Origin of the sequence: Rhodoligotrophos sp. CJ14 (genome assembly GCF_038811545.1) — a bacterium.
In the GTDB taxonomy this organism is placed as follows: Bacteria; Pseudomonadota; Alphaproteobacteria; order Rhizobiales; family Im1; genus Rhodoligotrophos; species Rhodoligotrophos ferricapiens.
In genome coordinates this window covers 3,009,964-3,026,960 of sequence record NZ_CP133319.1, presented here as the reverse complement: position 1 = coordinate 3,026,960, position 16,997 = coordinate 3,009,964, and the positions used below count along the sequence as shown (strand labels likewise).

Annotated in this window: 16 protein-coding genes and 1 pseudogene; 4 read left to right on the top strand and 13 right to left on the bottom strand. The window is 63.8% G+C overall.

From position 1 onward, the window contains the following. Window positions 1-215: 215 nt before the first annotated feature. Complete coding sequence (locus RCF49_RS14015; protein WP_035029389.1) at window positions 216-2,657, top strand: TOTE conflict system archaeo-eukaryotic primase domain-containing protein; 2,442 nt, start codon at window positions 216-218, stop codon at window positions 2,655-2,657. Window positions 2,658-2,696: 39 nt separating this feature from the next. On the opposite strand, the gene RCF49_RS14010 is transcribed toward RCF49_RS14015, so the two are convergent. The 4 genes and pseudogenes from RCF49_RS14010 to RCF49_RS13995 all read right to left on the bottom strand — a co-directional run. Next, window positions 2,697-3,701 carry a tyrosine-type recombinase/integrase gene (locus RCF49_RS14010; protein WP_035029392.1) on the bottom strand — a complete coding sequence of 335 codons (1,005 nt, stop codon included), beginning with the start codon at window positions 3,699-3,701 and terminating at the stop codon, window positions 2,697-2,699. Beyond that, window positions 3,698-4,609, bottom strand: a complete 912-nt coding sequence (locus RCF49_RS14005) for a tyrosine-type recombinase/integrase (protein ID WP_035029557.1) — start codon at window positions 4,607-4,609, stop codon at window positions 3,698-3,700. The genes RCF49_RS14010 and RCF49_RS14005 overlap by 4 nt, the downstream gene beginning before the upstream one ends. Next, complete coding sequence (locus RCF49_RS14000) at window positions 4,606-6,132, bottom strand: tyrosine-type recombinase/integrase (RefSeq protein WP_342640481.1); 1,527 nt, start codon at window positions 6,130-6,132, stop codon at window positions 4,606-4,608. Before RCF49_RS14000 ends, RCF49_RS14005 begins: the two co-directional genes overlap by 4 nt. 147 nt (window positions 6,133-6,279) lie before the next feature. Next, window positions 6,280-8,838 (bottom strand): annotated as a pseudogene (locus RCF49_RS13995) (strawberry notch-like NTP hydrolase domain-containing protein); the annotation flags it as partial. A 183-nt stretch (window positions 8,839-9,021) separates the two neighbouring features. On the opposite strand from RCF49_RS13995, the gene RCF49_RS13990 reads away from it, so the two are divergent. From RCF49_RS13990 to RCF49_RS13980, 3 genes are read left to right on the top strand one after another with little or no spacing between them, the layout of a single operon-like run. After that, window positions 9,022-9,297: an AbrB/MazE/SpoVT family DNA-binding domain-containing protein gene (locus RCF49_RS13990; protein ID WP_183318946.1), complete on the top strand. Its 276-nt coding sequence runs from the start codon at window positions 9,022-9,024 to the stop codon at window positions 9,295-9,297. Beyond that, on the top strand, window positions 9,284-9,673 hold the full coding sequence (locus tag RCF49_RS13985) for a type II toxin-antitoxin system VapC family toxin (protein WP_183318948.1): 390 nt from the start codon (window positions 9,284-9,286) through the stop codon (window positions 9,671-9,673). The genes RCF49_RS13990 and RCF49_RS13985 overlap by 14 nt, the downstream gene beginning before the upstream one ends. A gap of 26 nt (window positions 9,674-9,699) precedes the next feature. Further along, complete coding sequence (locus RCF49_RS13980) at window positions 9,700-10,599, top strand: DMT family transporter (protein ID WP_342640480.1); 900 nt, start codon at window positions 9,700-9,702, stop codon at window positions 10,597-10,599. 331 nt (window positions 10,600-10,930) lie between these two features. Here RCF49_RS13980 and RCF49_RS13975 read toward each other — a convergent pair whose 3' ends face one another. From RCF49_RS13975 to RCF49_RS13935, 9 genes are all read right to left on the bottom strand, one after another. Then, on the bottom strand, window positions 10,931-11,347 hold the full coding sequence (locus tag RCF49_RS13975; protein WP_183318953.1) for a hypothetical protein: 417 nt from the start codon (window positions 11,345-11,347) through the stop codon (window positions 10,931-10,933). 70 nt (window positions 11,348-11,417) lie between these two features. Then, on the bottom strand, window positions 11,418-11,612 hold the full coding sequence (locus tag RCF49_RS13970; RefSeq protein ID WP_183318955.1) for a hypothetical protein: 195 nt from the start codon (window positions 11,610-11,612) through the stop codon (window positions 11,418-11,420). Window positions 11,613-11,622: 10 nt separating this feature from the next. Then, window positions 11,623-11,973, bottom strand: coding sequence for a hypothetical protein (locus RCF49_RS13965; protein ID WP_183318957.1), 351 nt, complete (start codon window positions 11,971-11,973; stop codon window positions 11,623-11,625). 64 nt (window positions 11,974-12,037) lie between these two features. Next, the gene (locus tag RCF49_RS13960; RefSeq protein WP_183318959.1) at window positions 12,038-12,595 is read right to left on the bottom strand and encodes a hypothetical protein; all 558 of its coding nucleotides are present in this window, start codon (window positions 12,593-12,595) and stop codon (window positions 12,038-12,040) included. Between the two features lie 305 nt (window positions 12,596-12,900). Continuing rightward, window positions 12,901-13,065, bottom strand: a complete 165-nt coding sequence (locus RCF49_RS13955) for a hypothetical protein (RefSeq protein WP_183318961.1) — start codon at window positions 13,063-13,065, stop codon at window positions 12,901-12,903. Window positions 13,066-13,491: 426 nt separating this feature from the next. Next, window positions 13,492-13,788, bottom strand: coding sequence for a hypothetical protein (locus RCF49_RS13950; RefSeq protein ID WP_183318963.1), 297 nt, complete (start codon window positions 13,786-13,788; stop codon window positions 13,492-13,494). Next, window positions 13,785-14,054 (bottom strand): DUF6117 family protein, encoded by a 270-nt coding sequence (locus RCF49_RS13945; protein WP_183318965.1) that lies wholly within the window; start codon window positions 14,052-14,054, stop codon window positions 13,785-13,787. Before RCF49_RS13945 ends, RCF49_RS13950 begins: the two co-directional genes overlap by 4 nt. Window positions 14,055-14,126: 72 nt before the next feature. Continuing rightward, the gene (locus RCF49_RS13940) at window positions 14,127-14,603 is read right to left on the bottom strand and encodes a hypothetical protein (protein WP_183318967.1); all 477 of its coding nucleotides are present in this window, start codon (window positions 14,601-14,603) and stop codon (window positions 14,127-14,129) included. 102 nt (window positions 14,604-14,705) lie between these two features. Further along, on the bottom strand, window positions 14,706-16,850 hold the full coding sequence (locus RCF49_RS13935) for a ParB/RepB/Spo0J family partition protein (protein ID WP_342640479.1): 2,145 nt from the start codon (window positions 16,848-16,850) through the stop codon (window positions 14,706-14,708). Window positions 16,851-16,997 lie beyond the last annotated feature (147 nt).

The following is a 16,997-nucleotide window of genomic DNA, read 5'->3' as shown; positions in this document are numbered from 1 at the left end:
ATGCTGAGTTCGGGGTTTCAAGGTGTTGTTCTTCTGATTCATTTTCGGGTTTCCGCTTTGGATAATCATGATGCCTCTGCTCTCAACCGCAGAAGGACATCCCCTCATGAACTCCCCCTCGAACTCTCCGCTCGGCGGTCATGCCAACCTTCTTACGCCAGTCTCTTCCGCGCATTATGCTGGGCGGGACGGAAGAGACTGGGTGGAAATCACGAGTGACCGACAAGAGCGATATTGAGGCGAACCTGGCGCGGGTTCGAGCGCGCCTGGCCGATCTGGATGCCGAGCGGCGTGAGCTTCAGCGCGAGATGGAGGCACTTGAGGTTCGTCTCGTTGCAGAGCCCGTGCCAACTGTGAAACAGCCCTCCTTCGAGAACGCCCCCGTCACGAATGCCTCGCCGTCGCACGAAAAGGTTGATCTGTTCCGCCGCCTGTTCACCGGTCGGCCTGACGTATTCCCGGTGCGATGGGAAAACAGGAAGACCGGTCGCTCAGGATATTCGCCTGCTTGTGCCAACGAATGGGTGAAGGGCATATGCGGCAAGCCGAAGGTCAAATGTGGCGAATGCCCCCATCAGAAGTTCATCCCGCTGGACGAAAGCGCCATTGAAAAACACCTGCGCGGTGATGATGGCCGAAGCGGAGATTTTGTCGCCGGCGTCTATCCGCTGCTATCGGGTGATACGTGCTGGTTCCTGGCGGCGGATTTTGACAAGGCATCCTGGGCGGAAGACGCCAATGCGCTGCTCGAAACCTGTCGGGCAAAGGGAGTTCCTGCAGCGCTGGAACGATCGAGGTCTGGGAACGGCGGTCATATCTGGATCTTCTTCTCCGAACCGGTAGCCGCCCGTCTGGCACGCCAGCTTGGGTCGGTTCTGATCACGGAAACGATGGAACGGCGGCCGGAAATCGGCTTTGCTTCCTATGACCGGCTGTTTCCAAACCAGGATATCATGCCGCTTGGCGGCTTCGGAAACCTGATCGCACTGCCGCTCCAGAGCACTGCGCGCAAGGCTGGCAACAGCGTCTTTGTGGACGCGGGCATGCGGCCATATGACGATCAGTGGGCCTATTTGTCCTCTCTGCCGAGATTGTCGGCGGCAGCGGTGACCAAGCTCGTCGAAGCCGCCGAGCTTTCCGGGCGGGTGCTGGGCGTGCGCATGCCGGTGGATGACGAACAGGCAGACGAACCCTGGAAGATGTCTCCGTCACGTCGCAGCACGGCGCGCCGCCTCGATGTTCCCGTTCCACCGACCATCAAGGTGACGCTCGCAGACCAGGTCTATATCGACCGTTCGGAGCTGCCTTCGGCCATGATTGCCCAACTGGTGCGGTTGGCCGCGTTCCAGAACCCTGAATTCTATCGCGCGCAGGCGATGCGACTGCCGACATTCGGCAAGCCGCGAATTGTGTCCTGTGCCGAACTGCATCCCCGACACGTCGCCCTGCCGCGCGGCAGCTTCGACGAAGCGATCGGATTCCTGTCCGATCACGGTGCGACAGCCGATCTGGACGATTTGCGCGAAGACGGAACCCGCTTGCCGGCGACGGTCCGCTTCCGTGGCGAACTTCGCCAGCCGCAATCGCGAGCGTTTGACGCATTGGCCGAACACGATACCGGCGTGCTTGCCGCCACGACCGCATTCGGCAAGACGGTCGTGGCCTCGGCGCTGATCGCACATCGTGGCCGCGGTACGCTGGTTCTGGTTCACCGTCGCGAACTCCTTAGCCAATGGGTTGAGCGCCTTCGGTCCTTTCTGCAGATCGACCCGAAGCAGATCGGCACCATTGGCGCCGGAAAGCGCAAACCCACCGGTGTGATCGACGTGGCGCTGATCCAGAGCCTGGTTCGCAAGGGCGAAGTTGACGATATCGTTGCCGATTACGGCCATCTTGTCGTTGATGAGTGCCATCACCTGTCCGCTGCAAGCTTTGAGCTTGTCGCCCGCAGATCGAAGGCGCGCTATGTCACGGGATTGTCGGCAACGGTCGCCCGAAAAGACGGGCATCACCCGATCATCTTCATGCAATGCGGTCCGGTGCGCCATCAAGTGAGTGCCAAATCACAGGCCGCAGAAAGCGGCATTCACCATCGGGCGCGGGAACGTCACACGAGATTTAGATTGCCGGAGGCCCTCGCCATGGCCGAACGCCCGTCCATGCCCGCGATCTATGCCGCTTTGGCGGAGGACGAAGCCCGAAACGATCTGATCTTCAATGACGTGCTGAAATCGCTTGAGGCCAAACGCTCACCGATCGTACTGACTGAGCGGAAGGATCACCTTGAGTATCTCAAGCAGCGGTTCTCCCGATTTGCGAAGAACATTGTCGTACTCCGTGGCGGCATGTCCGCAAAGGACCGGAAGGCCGCGCATGCGGCGCTGAATGTCGATGACGATGAGGAACGGCTGATCCTCGCGACAGGGCGCTATATCGGCGAGGGCTTTGATGACGCCCGGCTCGATGCCCTGTTCCTGACCATGCCGATCGCCTGGAAAGGCACGTTGGCGCAATATGTCGGCAGGTTGCATCGGCGGCACGACGAAAAGAAAGACGTGCTGGTGGTTGACTATGTCGACAGTTCGGTCCCGGTCCTTGCCAAGATGGCCGCCAAACGAAGAACCGGTTATCGGGCGCTCGGCTATGTGATGGAATAGCGCCCCGCCGAAAGCGGGACGCCAATTCTGCCCGATCAGTCAGGATCTCTGTGTGGCGACGGCCAATATCTGCATCAGCTTGTCCGAGGGTTCCCGGAACTTGCCGGGTTTGATCAGCGGAGCATGATGCGCATCCAGAAGCGCGAGCTTCTCGGTCGGATCCGCGCGCAGATATATCTCCGTCGTCTGGATGCTGGCATGACCGAGCCAGAGCGCGACCTTGCGGATATCGCCCGTGGCCTGAAGCGTATGCATGGCGCAGCTGTGCCGCAACACATGCGGGGTGACGCGCTTTGCGGCGATCGACGGGGCCGAGCGTTCTGCTGTCGCCACATGCTGCCTGAGCCTGTAGGCGAACCCGTCCCGCGTCATCTGACGGCCATCACGGTTCAGGAACAGTTCAGGCCCCACATTGCTTAGGCGGACGGCCAGCCAAGCGCGAATGGTAGACTGGGTCTCTTTCCAGAGAGGCAGGATGCGCTCGCGTCGCCCCTTGCCCAGAATCCGCACGCTGGAAAACGACCCCTCGGGAAAGTCATTCATCCGCACCGCGAGCAACTCGGAGGCCCTCAACCCTGCTGCGTAGGCCAGATGCAGCATGGCCCGGTCCCGCAATCCACCTGGCGTGTGGCGGTTCGGTGCCGCAAGCAAGGCTCGGACTTCTTCCTTGGTGAGATAGTCGATCAGCTTGGCTTCTGTCCGCTTGATCGGCATGGCCCGGATCATCATCGCCTGCTCAAGGCATACCGCGTGCCGGTGCTCGACGAAGCGGAAGAACGATTTGATCGCCGCCAGTCGCGCGTTGCGAGACCGGACTGAATTGGCACGCCCTTCTTCGATGTGTTCGAGGAACGCCCTGACCATCTGAACGTCGAGGTCCTCGATGGCAAGTTCGGAAGGGGTTCGCTTGAGCCGCCCGGCGGCGAAACGCAATAGGAGGGTGAATGCATGGGCATAGGCCGCGATGGTATGTCGGCTTGCTCCGCATTCGCCCGGGAGGTGGGTTTGCAGGAAGGCTGAAAGGTCGGGAGCGAGCGGGGTCATGCCACACCTCCGATCCAGGTCTCTTCGGCAGTCGACGCGATTATCTTCAGCAGGACCGGCGTGGCCTCAAGATACCAGTAGGTATTGGCGATATCGACATGGCCGAGATAGGTGCTCAGAGCCTTCATGTGCCGCAAGACCGCCTGTGGATCGGTCCCGCAAGCTTCGAGAGACCGCACCGCGAATGTATGGCGCAGATCGTGCACACGGGGGCCAGGACCTGTCGGGTTGCGATAGCCGAGCTTGCGCACGATCTGAACAAAGACCACGTAAACCCTGGTCGCCGTCGGGGCACGGCCATGGCCCAGAACGAAGAGGTCATCACTCGCATTGCGCATGCTGTTGCGGGCATCGAGATACCGGTCCAGAGCGGCGCGGGTTGAAGGATGTATCGGCACGAGGCGGCTTTTGCCGAACTTGCCTTTGCGGATCATGAGACCGTCCTCTGTCAGGTCATCGCGCTGCAGGGACAAGGCTTCCGAAATCCGCAAGCCTGTCGAAGCAAGCAGCCCGAACAGGTTGTGGTATGTCAGCGGGCTGATCGGCGTCAGACCGGGCACCAGAAGCGCTTCCTGCATGATCCGACTGATCTGGTCCCGCCTCAGAATATGCGGGGCGGGTCGCCGTCGTCGTGAACGGCCCAGCAGGCCCATCGCCGGAATCTCGTGCTGCGCATCTTCCGCATGCAGGAACACCGCGAGCGCGCGAGCGCGATCAAACCGGGCCTGCGCGGCATCCGGCGTCGATGCGCCACCGGCCCATTCCAGTATCAGCGCGGCCGTCACGTGCGTGATGGATCGTTCTGCGGTAAAATCCGCAAAAGCGTGCAGGGATGTCTCCTGCGCGGCAAACTTCATTCCGAGGGCGCGGTTGAGACGGACGAAGCGGTCGACATGGTGATGCATCATGATGCACACCCCGGCCATGGCTGAGCCACGTCTGCCAGCATCTCCACATCTACCTTCGCATAGATCGATGTCGTATCGCGCGAGGTGTGGCGCAGCGCGACACCGATCTGGTCGAGATCCGCACCGCCGCGCAACCAGGCCGACGCCAGTGAATGGCGAAATACATGTGAGCCGGTCGGCAAGCCAGCGAAGCCGCCCCGGTTAAGTACACGGGAAACGATCCCGGCGATCTCGGCGGCGGATCGCAGCGGGGTGAAAGGGGCCTGGGTTCGGAGAAAAACCCTGTCCGTGGCGACCACCGGACGCGCATTCTCGATATAGGCCAGCAGCGCATCGCCTGCATCCTGCGGCAGGGGCATCAAGACACCCCGTCTGTCCTTGCCATGCAATCGCAACCGGCTCGCGCGCCAGTCGATGTCGGACAGGCGCAGCTGCCAGATATCTCCCGCGCGCAGGGCCAGCCGGGCGAGGAGGAGAAGAATAGCGCGGTCCCGTATCTCGACCGGCGTATCGGTGCGACAGGAGGCTATGATCTCTTCGATCTTTGCGGTGGGTATGGTGCGCGGGACGGTCGAAAGCCTGCGACGAACAGCGGGTGGCACCGCATGGAGGAGCGACGGGGCGCATTCACCTTGAATGATGGTGAAGCGCAGGAAGGAGCGCAGCACGGTGACCGTCATGCGCACGGATGATCGGGAGCGCTCTTCGCCCTGATCCAGAACGATCGACCGGATTGCCGCCGCGTCGTAATCCTTCTGGGCTGCCACAAGGCGATCCAGCCAGCGGCCCGCTTCGTTCACATAGCGCCGCACGGTCTCGGACGTTACCCCACGTTCGCGGCGTAGCCATTCCGAGAACTCGGTCAGGCGCGGATCGCAGGCGGTGACACAGTCAGGCGCTGCGGGCGGGATCAAACTCTGCTCCCGCAGGAACCGGACAAAAGCACGAGCGCCACGACGACGATCCCTGATGCCGGAACCTTCGACCCGTTTGCCGCGCTTGGTCTTGATCCCGCAGCGACAATCATGATGTGCGAATTGGTCGCCAATGGCATCGTCGATCCCGTGGGCCGGAACACGCATCTGCAGCGCCCATTCCGCGAAATGGCGGGCCTGGCTCAGTCGCATCGAATAAGTCACTTCGCTGTAACGGGCGGCGCTGAGCTTCCCGGCATAGGCCTGCAGATATTGCCCGAGCCGTGCGACATCATCGGCAATCATGACCACCCCGGAATCTTCCAGATATCGAAGAAACCGGCGCGTGTCGGCCGCATACACGGGGCACTTCAACTGGGTAGGGCTGTAGCGGTCGCAGCGGCAGCGATGGCGCAAGAACCGATCAACGGCCGATGCGTCGAGGTCTCTGATCGGGATCTTCCGCGCGCGTGCCCACTTCAGGAAATGCCGGGCGGCGCTCAGCGCGCCCGCCGAAAGTCGGGGATTGTCCGCGCAATAGGTGCGGACGAGAGTGCGGTCGTCGGCTTCGAGATGGCCGCCGAGCGGAGAGTTCGAGGGGGAGTTCATGAGGGGATGTCCTTCTGCGGTTGAGAGCAGAGGCATCATGATTATCCAAAGCGGAAACCCGAAAATGAATCAGAAGAACAACACCTTGAAACCCCGAACTCAGCATAACGCCGACGCGGCATATTACGTCTTATCCGGAGTTCCGGATAATACGTATTCCCTCGGCGTGATGTCGACGCGGACGTCGTTCCACTCCTCGGTCGGAAGCTCGGCGAGCCGTCGCTCCATCAGCGCTTCGCCGGTGGAGACGATCTGGATGACGCCGGCATAGCCTTCCTCCAGATCGTGCTTGATCGACCGGATCAGGGTCGGCGTCTTCATCGACGTCAGCAGATGGCCGAAGAAACGCTGCTTGGCGCTCTCGAAGGCCGAGCGGGCTGCCGACTTCGCCTGCCTGTTCAGCGTGCCCTCGGTACCGGTGATGTTGGCCGCCTCCATGGCCGCGTCGAGATTGTTATGGATGACCGCGAAGGCCCCGGCATAGGCGTCGTAGATGCGGGTCTGCTCCGGCGTCAGCGTGTGCTCGACCAGCTCATATTCGACGCCATCGAAGGAGAGCGAGCGGGCGGTATAGAGGCCGAGCGCACGCAGGTCGCGTGCCAGCACCTCCATGGCGGCGACACCGCCAGCTTCGATCGCCTCGACGAACTCGGCGCGCGTCGAGAACGGAAAATCCTCGCCGCCCCACAGCCCGAGCCGCTGGGCATAGGCGAGATTGTGAACCGTGGTGGCGCCGGTCGCCGAGACATAGACGACGCGCGCGTTCGGAAGTGCGTGCTGGAGCCGTAGGCCCGCACGGCCCTGCTGCGAGGCGGCGATGTCACCGCGTTCTCCCTTGCCGCCACCGGCGTTCTGCATCGAATGCGCCTCGTCGAAAATGATCACTCCATCGAAGTCGGAGCCCAACCATTCGACGATCTGCTTGACGCGCGAAACCCTCTCTCCGCGATCGTCGGAGCGTAGCGTGGCGTAGGTTGTAAATAGGACGCCTTCCGCCAGCGAGATTTGCTTGCCTTGCGGGAAGCGCGACAGCGGCGTGACCAGCAATCGCTCCATGCCGAGCGCCGACCAGTCGCGCTGCGCGTCCTCCAGAAGCTTGTCCGACTTCGAAATCCACACCGCCCTGCGGCGGCCCTGGAGCCAGTTGTCGAGAATGATCGCGGCGGACTGACGGCCCTTGCCGACGCCGGTGCCGTCACCGATCATGAAACCGCGGCGGAAGCGGACGGCGTTCTTCGCATCCTCGCGCGCGGCGGTGACGACATCGAAGGTGTCGTCGATGGTCCAGGACCCGGCGAGATAGTTGGAATGGGCCTCGCCGGCATAAACCACGGTCTCAAGCTGGGCGTCGGAGAGCAGCTCATGGACATTGGCAGGGAGCCGCGGGCGGTAGCTCGGCTTCGGCGGCGCGACGCTGGCCATGGCCGCCGACTGCACGAGCTTGGTCGGGTGCGCCTGAGAGCCGGCGATACGGATCGCTTGAAGTCCGTATTCCTCATAGATGGCATCGGAGAGCCGGCCTGCTTCGCCGTCCTGCCAGTCGACGGTCTCATAGGCAAGCGGCAGACCCTCGGGCTCCGCCATCGGCGCGGCTGGAGCGGCTTTGGCAGCACGGTTCAGATAGCCGCGTACACTGCGGGGCGTAGACACGGCCGGTACAGGAACGACAACGGACGGAGCGACCGGAGGCCGTGCCGGCAGGAGCTCGTCCAACCAGCCCATCAGCGTGGCGGTGTCGGAGGCGACGCCGGGGGAAGCTGGAAAAGATGACGGGTCGTCGGCGGGCAGCTTGTCGATGACGGTCAGGCGCGTGTCGATGGTCGTGCCGTGCTTGGCATAGACCGAGCCGTCGATTGCCGCCGAGAAGACGATGCGGCCGCGCTCCTGCAGACGGGCGAAAGCGGAAGCCCAGGCCGGATTGTCGGGCGCGAAGCCGGCGCCGGTGATCGTCACAAGCCGTCCGCCGGGAGCGAGACGCGCGAGCGCCGAGGCCACATGGCGGAAGGCGGCATCCGCGACGCGACCCTCGACATTGGCCATGACGGAGAATGGCGGATTCATCAGCACCACGCTTGGCGCCACGGCCGGATCGAGATGATCGTCGATCTGGGCGGCGTCGAAGCGCGTGACGGAAACGGCCGGAAAGAGAGAAGAGAGAAGACCGCCGCGCATCTCGCCGAGCTCGTTGAGCATGAGGGTGGCGCCGGCGATCTCGGCGAGGATGGCGAGCAGGCCGGTGCCGGCCGAAGGCTCCAGCACACGGTCGGCCGGTGTGATGGCGGCGGCATTTGCCGCGACCAGGCCGAGCGGGATCGGGGTGGAGAATTGCTGGAAGGTCTGAGCTTCCTCGGAGCGGCGCGTGTGCGTCGGAAGGAGGCTGGCGATTTTCGTCAAAGCGGAAAGGCGAGCAGCCGGAGACGCGGCTTTACGGAAAAGCGCCGTTCCGTACTTGCGCAGGAAGAGGACGGTTGCGGCCTCGCAGGCCTCGTATGCCGTTTTCCAGTCCCAGGCGCCGGTGGCGTCGGATGCGCCGAAGGCGCTTTCCATCGCGGCGCGCAGCGTGGCGGCGTCGATGCGCTGGCCGCGTTCAAGATGGGGGAGCAACAGGCCCGCCGCCGCGAAGACGGGAGCGGATGTGTCAGCGTCGGAGGCGAGCGGAAGCAGCGCGGCGGCCGAAGCCGCGGCGAATGGAGAAATCATGTTCATGAAGAAGACCTCGGGAGAGCAGAACGGGATCGAGCCCGCGCAGCGCTCTCTCTCGACCGCACAGGCTCAAACCCGTCCCGGCCTTCCTCTGGCTCTAGGAACGGCGTCGGAGTCCGCGCCGCTTGAACCGGAGGCCAGCAAGGAGTATCTTACGTTTGTCTTACATCTGAAAGGTTCGGGCCTATGGCCAACGCAGAGAAGCTCATCACCACGGTTTCCACCAAGGGACAGGTCATTCTGCCGAGCGCCATTCGCCAGCGGCGGGAATGGCAGGCGGGAACACGGCTGACCGTCGAGGAGACGGCCGAGGGCGTGCTGTTGAAGCCTGCGCCAGCCTTCGCGGAGACGCGGCCTGAAGACGTCTTTGGCGTGCTGCCTCACAAAGGCAAGCCGAAGAGCCTCGAAGAGATGGATGCTGGCGTGCTCGCCGAGGCCAGGCGCCGGCATGCTCGCGGTTGATACGAACCTGATCGTCCGCTACCTGACCGGCGATCATCCGAAGCAATCCCCACGCGCACGCGCACTCATCGATGGCGAACCCATCTTCGTTGCGGCCACGGTCATCCTTGAAACGGAATGGGTGTTGCGCAGCACCTATGCCTACCGGCCGGCGGACGTCGCACGCGCATTGCGCGCGTTCGCAGGACTCCCCACGGTAACGATCGAGGATGGAGCCGTCGTCGCAACCGCGCTCGATCTGGCCGAGAAAGGCATGGACTTCGCGGACGCGCTGCATCTCGGCAAATCCACGCATTGCTCGGGCTTCGCGACCTTCGACCGGAAGTTCGTCAAGGCGGCCAGGGCGAGCGGCCACGAGAGCGTGCGGGAAGCGTGACTGCTGCCGGCGGACAGCCGAGCGGAGTGCGCTCTCATCCGTCGCCCGTTTCCGGCCCGGCTTTGGTGCTTGCCGCGGCCGTTCTATGGGGGACAGTCGGCATCGCTTCGCGGCTGCTCTACGGGATCGAGGACATCCCGCCGCTGGTCGTCGGCTTCTTCCGCCTCGCGCTGGCCGTCCCGCTACTGGGTCTCTGGTGCTGGTGGCGGCTCGGTCCGGAGACCTTCCGCTTCGACGGCAGCGACCGCCTGCGCATCGCCGGAATCGGGCTCACCATGGCGGCCTATCAGGCGTGTTATTTCCAGGCCGTCGCCGATGTCGGCGTTGCCCTGGCAACCCTTATCACCATTTGCTCGGCGCCTGTGATCGTCGGCATTCTGGCGATCATCCTGTTACGCGAGAAGGTATCCCGCACGGTTGTCACCGCGCTGGGGCTTGGCCTGATCGGCACCATTCTGCTGATCGGCACGCCGCCAGCCGAAGACGCCGATCCGGCGGGCATCTTATGGGCATGTGGCTCCGCGCTCTCCTATTCCGGCTTCGTGCTGCTGAGCCGAAGCCTTGCCGGTCGACACGATCCCGGAAAGATCATCGTCACAGGATTCGGCGCGGGTGCGGTGATGCTGCTGCCGCTCGCCATTGCGGCCGGGATGACGCCGGGCGTTTGGACAGGACAGGTCTGGGCCGCACTTCTCTATATGGGCCTGGTTCCGACAGGCTTGGCCTATGTGCTCTATTTCCGCGGGATGAAGGCGACGCAGGCCACGCCTGCCAGCATCATTGCGCTGGCCGAGCCGCTCACGGCGACGACGCTCGCCTTCGCTCTGTTTGGCGAGACACTCGGGCCGTCCGCCATAGCCGGTGCCATCTTGCTGATGGTGACGATGGTGCTGCTGGTCCGAAGTCGGCCGCGCCCCGGTTCGTGAAGGCGGTAGTTTCGCGACCAGTTCAGTTGCTCGATGCAGTCGAGCGGCGCCTGCTCACAATGGCATGAATTGTGGCTGCTCGTGGATCAGTCTTCGGCGGAAGCGCTCTGCCGATCCTTGTACCACTGGAACAAGGCGGCCTTGTCTTCCTCGGGGCTGATATATCCTGTTCGTGCCCAGGTGAGAAGTAACAGGGCTTGTCCGCACAATTGTTTGGCATGTTGCTGGAGCCGTTCGTGCGCATTGGAGGGGAAAAGACGCGAGCACCTTTCAACATGCTGGTCGCGCACGCTCTTGCACTGTCCTTCAAGGCGGTCCTGTTTCGATTACCTCAGGCATCGGGATCGCCTCCGTCCAGAACCTCGGCGAGCCAACCGTCGGTATAGGTCCAGGCGACCGTCTCACCGGTTGCAAGGTCGAGCACATGCGCGCCGCCACCAAAGGCGTTGATGCAGGGTTTCGAGCAGGTGTTGGCGTACTGAAAGCCCCAGCGGCCTGTCAGCCTGAACTCCTTGGCGCAAAGCTTGACGAACTGGATCAGGCGTTCGGGATCGCCGGTGACGTCATCACGCATCCAGAGCTGTGTGCCGCCATATTCGGGCTGGATCGACACGAGGAAGCTTTCGGATGGCGGATCTTCTGAGGCGCCTTCCTCCTGCATGCGATTGTAGAGCTCGAGCGCGCGCGCTGCGTTTTTGGGCGTGCGGACGTTGAGCAGGCAGGAGAAGTGCGTGAAATAGTCGGCCATGACAGGCTCCTGAAACGAGAAAGCCCGGCGCGAGGCCGGGGCGGGGATCGGGAATTGCGGTGCGGGTGGGTCAGAGGCGACAATGCACCACCAGCTGCTGGGCATCGGCATGGTCGCGAAGCATCTTGCGATAGAAGCGCTTGCGCGCATCCCGCACGGCCGGATCGCGCTGGGCCGATTGAGCCAGCTTTCGGCGTGCCGCGCGGATCACCGTGCGATCGCTGTCCCACACGAGGACATCGAGGCGCAGATAAGTGGCATACATCGGGCGCCTCCTAGATGTTGGTGCGTTCGCACAGGGCGTCGATCTGGGTGAGATCGAGGCCGGCGTGAGCACCGTCATTGGTGAGGATGCTTCTCAGCTGCGGGTCGATGTGTTCGCCGGCGAGTGCGAGTTGAAGGAGGCGAAGGCCCGCCAGCAGGGCATCGCGCTCCTGAGAGGTGACGCTGATGAACAGAAACGCCTCGACGGTCTCGCCATCTTCGAGCGGACGAACGCCGTTATGCTCGTCGATTTCGTAGTCATCGAATTCCTGCACGTAGCGGGTGGCTAGCCATTCGCCCTCGACGATGGTTTCGTAGTAGACAAAGGCGTCATGGCCTTTGCTGACGACAAATTTCGGCATGGGAGACTCCGTAGGTGAATGCCCGGCAGGAGGCCGGGATGAATGGTGATCGTGGGAGGGGAAATCACGCGGCCTGCGGGAGCCGCAGCAGCTCGCAGGCAGTCTCGCGCCAGCGGGGATCGACCAGCCTCGCTTCGAGTAGGGTAGCCTGGAAGCGGAAATCGCGGGCCGCTGGGTGATCTCCGTGGCCGGCGGCGGCGAAGGCCCTGCCGCGCAGGTGGCTGGCTTCGACGACAACGAGTGTAGCTTCGGCCTTGCTGGCGACAGGCTGCTGCCAGAGGATTATGCCGGCGCGGATTTCGCCGGCGATGACGAGGCCAAACCCGCTGTCTTGAATAACGATCAGCCGTGGCCTGAAGCGTAGCGTATTGTCCGGTGTGACCCGGATGTCACCGTGCGAGACCCGCATTGCGGCAACGGCCATGGCATCCTGCGGCGATGAGGCTTCACCGATCGGGATGCTGCGGTCGACGCAATCTGCTTCGGTGGCGCCGTCATAGCTGACCGTGCCGAGGCAGGCGACACGCAAGGGGCGCTTCTGCGTGTGCTCAAGTCTGGGAAGCACCCGTTCGGCAAGAATTTTTCCGATTGGGGCGAAGGTGGTTTGATGTGCAAGGGCCATCGGCTGACGCTCCGTGACGAGCGCCGGGAGCCTCTCTCTCCGGCAACCAACCCGTCATGGCCCTCGCAACCGTCCTCTCGCTCTTTAATCCGGCGTGAGAGTCGGTTTCTTCGATCGGAGCCATTTGATCGTTCCGACGCCATTTGGGCGTGACGCCGGGCGCGTTCGCACGGGCATCGATGGCAACGTGAGCGCATGTCGCGGCAGCAAATCCGGCTGATTGGGATCGCACCCCGCGCCGGCGCGGCTGTGCCCAAGGCCCGGGCGCAGGTTGCTTTGGGCCGTTGATGTGAGGCGCATGCGCCTCACTGCCAGGGATCGATCTCAAATTCGACCATGTCCTCATCGCCGTCGAATTCGCCGGCGGGGCAAACGCCGTGGGTTCCGTCCCCGGCCTGGAACACGACGATCGAGACCATCAGGGTTTCGGCGAGGCTGGCGGCGAAAGCGGTGGCATCTGCATAGGACATTGTTCCGGCTCCTGTCTTTGGAGGCGGGGGACCATCCCCCGCGCGACAGGCGCCCGAAGTGTCTGACCGGATCTGCAATCACCCTCGCGCGTTCGGCTCGTCCGAATCCGCGAGGGCGGCACGCTCGCGTAAGCCGACCCCTCCGGGGTTGATTGACGAAGAGACGGTTCGGACCAAGGTTCGCGAATGGAAGCGGGGGTGGTGCTTTGCATCTGACTGGAAGCCGGCACCCGTCGCAGGTGCCAGCGCCTTCGCTGCCAGCCTCCCCCAGGCCGGTCTTATCAGATCGGTGTTGCAGGCCGCGGAAGCCGTCCCGCGCCCGGACAAACGATGGCGGCCCATGCAAACTGGAACGCGACCTCTGGCAGGATTAACGGCTGTACTCAGCACGATAGGGCCTGACATAGCCAAACGGGCCGAAACGGATCAGCCCCAAAGCCGGTCCGCGATCTCTCGGGCGACCATAACGCGAGCCTTCAGAAGCAGATCGCCGCCGCAGGTATCGATATGGCCGTAGAACCGCGCCCGGCCGCCGTTCGCACTCCAGTCGGCATAGTGGCAGTATTCACGGGCATCGAGCCGAAAAGCCCGCATGTCGCCGGCCCAATGCGGCTTCGGCTCCACAACGACGGTGACGCCACCACGGGTTTCCGCCCACGGAAGCGAGCGCTCCGGGGGAGGATTGCGGCGGTCCTCGGCGAATATCTCCTCCACCGTCATCATGCTGCGCCCCCGCCTTCGCTGTTCGGCAGAAAGCCGGTTGGATCGTCAGGGTCGGGCGGCAGGTAGGCGTCATAGGGATCGCCGTCTGCAAGATGGCCGAACGGCGTCATGACGTAATCGCCGTCGTCCGCGCGCCCCACGGCGCACAGGACATAGCGCGGCTCGCGGGTGACGGCATCCAGGCACTTCATGAGTGCGAGATTGCCGTCGCCCGCCGCGCGCAGCAGGGTGTTGAAGTTGGTGCGGGCGTAATCGGGAATGGCCATGGGTTTCTCCTGAAAACGAAAATGGCCCGCGGTCGTTCGACGGCGGGCCAGGTAGACGGGATTGAGCGACGGTCAGGCGGCAGCGCGGCCCTCGACGACATCGGCACCGACCTCATCGGCCGTGACGTCCTCAAGCCGGGCACGGCTGTATCCGGTCTTCGCCAGCCAGAGTTCGGCAGCTTCACGACTCTCCGCCAGATGCAGCAGTTCGACGTTGTCGCCGACATCCTGCACGACGCGGACCTGACCGACCCTCGGGCGCTCGACGACCCGGAAGGTCAGGTCGCTGTCGATGCCATAGGTGCGCATGACCGTAACGAGGATGATGCCGCCCTGACCGAAATTGCCTTCATGCAGGGTGAAGCATGGCGGGGTTGTGTAGGTCGGGCGCTCGCGCGCGGGCTCCTTGCGCACGAGACGGCCGACACCGTTGCGACGTTCCCAGGCTGCCAGCTTCTTCGTGAAGCGGGCGGGTGGCTTGGGCTCTCCGTCGGCATAGGCAATCAGCGAGCCGAGCGGAGCTATGTCGAGGACAAGGGAAGCGGACATTGTTGGTCTCCTGAAACGAAACCAGCCCAGCGGAATGCCGGGCCTAGCGAGTGGAAAGTGAGGAAAAAGACGGGGCGACCGGAGCCGCCCCGCAGATGCGTGTCACTCAGCGGCGACGAGAACCGCCGGCTCGTCGGTGCCGTCAGTCGCATCGTGCTCGTCGTCGCCAGCGAGGAAGTCTGGCAATGCCTCACCGTCGTCGTGCTCGGCCGAAAGCTCCGCTGGCTCTTCCGCGACCAGGCGCAGCGGCTCGGGAAGCCAGCCGGTATCGGCCAGCAGGCGTTCGGCCTCCCTGGCCATGTCGCCCTTCTTGAGATGGTCGATCAGCTCGGCCGCGCGCTCGCCCGCCCCCTCGCGCACGGCTTCGAGGATGCGAGGCTTGGTGACGCGGCCGAGATAGTTCTCGACCGTCGGCCTCCAGCCTGCTTCCACCATGTCGAGTTCGACAGCGCGTGCGAGACGATCGGCCTCGGCAAGACGCTGCTGGATGCCGTGCACGGTGACGGTGCCGCCGCCGTAGCGATCGGCCTTCTCGTAAAGGGCGTTGACCCCGAAAGCCGCGCAATGCGCAAAGAGCGCCGCCTGCTCGGTGCCTTCGAGAGAGATCAGCCAATCCCAGAGGGAGGCCTCGTCGGTCGGCATGCGCGCCTCCCATGCCTTGTGGCGCTCCTCGATGGCCTGCGCCGCCGGGGTGTCCTTCAGGCCCGGCGCTTGCAGGGAGAAGCCGGTGTTGCGCACCGAGACTTCCATGGCCGGGCTGTAGGAGGTGTAGCGGGAGAAGACGTCCCGGCAGAACTTGTGCAGCACGGCCAGGAACGCGACGGACGGGTTGTTCGCCAGCCTGTCGCGCAGCGCAAGTGTCCGCTCGGCCGTCAGCTCCGTCACCAGGCGTTCCGGCAGCGGCTTGATGACGTCGCCTTCGTCGTCATCCGTGTCCGTCGGCTGGCTGCCGATGGTGATTGCGGCGCGCCGAGCCGAAGGATCGACATCGGCGTCAACGCGGTCGATGTCGGCCTCGTCACCGGTCCCGGAGTCGTCGCCCTCGACGGCGGCTTCGGGCTCGTCCTCGGGACGGACATAGCCGCGATCGACGACGAGTTGGCCGTCCCGGTCGATACTGAGGAAAACGCCGGCGCGGGCGATCTCGTCCGGATCGAAGCTGACGGGGCGGTTCTCGAAGGCGTCGAGGGCGGCCTCGATCTCGGCGAGACGCTGATCCACCTCTTCGGGCAGATCGTCGGCCTCCGCATATTCCGATTCGAGATCGTCATACTCATTGCGGAGAGCCTCGCGGGCCGCCCGTTCGTCTTCGGTGAGGTCCTGCGCCGTGCCGGTCAGCTTGCGCAGGCCGCTGGCATGGCCGTAGGGGAGTTCGACCGAAGCGTCGATCCACTTCCAGCCCTGGTCGGCAATCTCGTCGGCCATCACCTTCAGCTTCTCGTCAACCAGGCGGTCGAGCAGGGAGACGTCCTGCAGCCAGCCGTCATTGTCGTGGGAGAAGAGATCGCGCAGAATCGCGCCGCCCGCCGCCTCATAGGCTTCGAGGCCGATGAAGCGGGCGCGCTTGTCGGACGCCGGGACGGTGGTTTCGGTCAGCATGCGCCGGATCTGCCACGGCTCCTTCTGCCAGGAATTGCGGATGCTCTCCCAGACCTGTTCCTGACGGGCATGGTCGGGATTGACGGTGAAGGCCATCAGCATCTCCAGCGTCATGCCGTCCTCGGCATAGACGTCGAGCAGCACGGGAGAGACGGTGGCGAGGCGAAGCCGCTGCCTGACGACCTGAACCGTGGTAAAGAAGGCGGCCGCGATCTCCTCTTCGGTCATGCCCTTGTTGCGCATGTCGAGGAAGGCGCGGAACTGGTCGAGGGGATGCAGAGCCACGCGCTGGGTGTTTTCGGCCAGGCTGTCGTCCTCGGCGAGGATCTGCGTCGAGGGATCGCGAACGACGCAGGGCACCGGCGCGGTCTTCGCGAGACGCTTCTGCTTCACGAGGATCGCCAGGGCCTGATAGCGGCGGCCGCCGGCCGGCACTTCGTACATGCCGGTCTCGTTGCCGTCGGCATCGAGCACGGGGCGGACATTGAGGCTCTGGAGGAGCGTGCCGCGGCGGGCGATGTCCTCAGCCAGTTCCTCGACTGAAACGCCGGCCTTGACGCGCCGGACATTCGACTGGCTGAGAACGAGCTTGTTGAAGGGAATGTCGCGCGAGGGCGACAGGGTGAGTTTCTGAGCGGCAGTAGCCATCAGGGTAGTCTCCGCGACGGGCGCCGAGAGCCTCTCTCTCCGCTTCCGACCCGTCGCGAAAACACCTTCCCTCCTCTGACTCTGCGGGCAGCGCGGTCGGCTTCCTGTGACTGGAAGCCACCGGGAAACCGCGTGCGGAGAAGCCGA

Excerpts from the sequence above, each read along its gene's own strand:
- RCF49_RS14000 (WP_342640481.1), bottom strand. The coding sequence starts at position 6,132 with ATGAACTCCCCCTCGAACTCTCCGCTCGGCGGCCATCTCGAAGCCGAC.
- RCF49_RS14005 (WP_035029557.1), bottom strand. The coding sequence starts at position 4,609 with ATGATGCATCACCATGTCGACCGCTTCGTCCGTCTCAACCGCGCCCTC.
- RCF49_RS13965 (WP_183318957.1), bottom strand. The coding sequence starts at position 11,973 with ATGCCGAAATTTGTCGTCAGCAAAGGCCATGACGCCTTTGTCTACTAC.
- RCF49_RS13985 (WP_183318948.1), top strand. The coding sequence starts at position 9,284 with ATGCTCGCGGTTGATACGAACCTGATCGTCCGCTACCTGACCGGCGAT.
- RCF49_RS13970 (WP_183318955.1), bottom strand. The coding sequence starts at position 11,612 with ATGTATGCCACTTATCTGCGCCTCGATGTCCTCGTGTGGGACAGCGAT.
- RCF49_RS13960 (WP_183318959.1), bottom strand. The coding sequence starts at position 12,595 with ATGGCCCTTGCACATCAAACCACCTTCGCCCCAATCGGAAAAATTCTT.
- RCF49_RS13975 (WP_183318953.1), bottom strand. The coding sequence starts at position 11,347 with ATGGCCGACTATTTCACGCACTTCTCCTGCCTGCTCAACGTCCGCACG.
- RCF49_RS13955 (WP_183318961.1), bottom strand. The coding sequence starts at position 13,065 with ATGTCCTATGCAGATGCCACCGCTTTCGCCGCCAGCCTCGCCGAAACC.
- RCF49_RS13990 (WP_183318946.1), top strand. The coding sequence starts at position 9,022 with ATGGCCAACGCAGAGAAGCTCATCACCACGGTTTCCACCAAGGGACAG.
- RCF49_RS13950 (WP_183318963.1), bottom strand. The coding sequence starts at position 13,788 with ATGATGACGGTGGAGGAGATATTCGCCGAGGACCGCCGCAATCCTCCC.
- RCF49_RS13940 (WP_183318967.1), bottom strand. The coding sequence starts at position 14,603 with ATGTCCGCTTCCCTTGTCCTCGACATAGCTCCGCTCGGCTCGCTGATT.
- RCF49_RS13945 (WP_183318965.1), bottom strand. The coding sequence starts at position 14,054 with ATGGCCATTCCCGATTACGCCCGCACCAACTTCAACACCCTGCTGCGC.
- RCF49_RS14010 (WP_035029392.1), bottom strand. The coding sequence starts at position 3,701 with ATGACCCCGCTCGCTCCCGACCTTTCAGCCTTCCTGCAAACCCACCTC.
- RCF49_RS13935 (WP_342640479.1), bottom strand. The coding sequence starts at position 16,850 with ATGGCTACTGCCGCTCAGAAACTCACCCTGTCGCCCTCGCGCGACATT.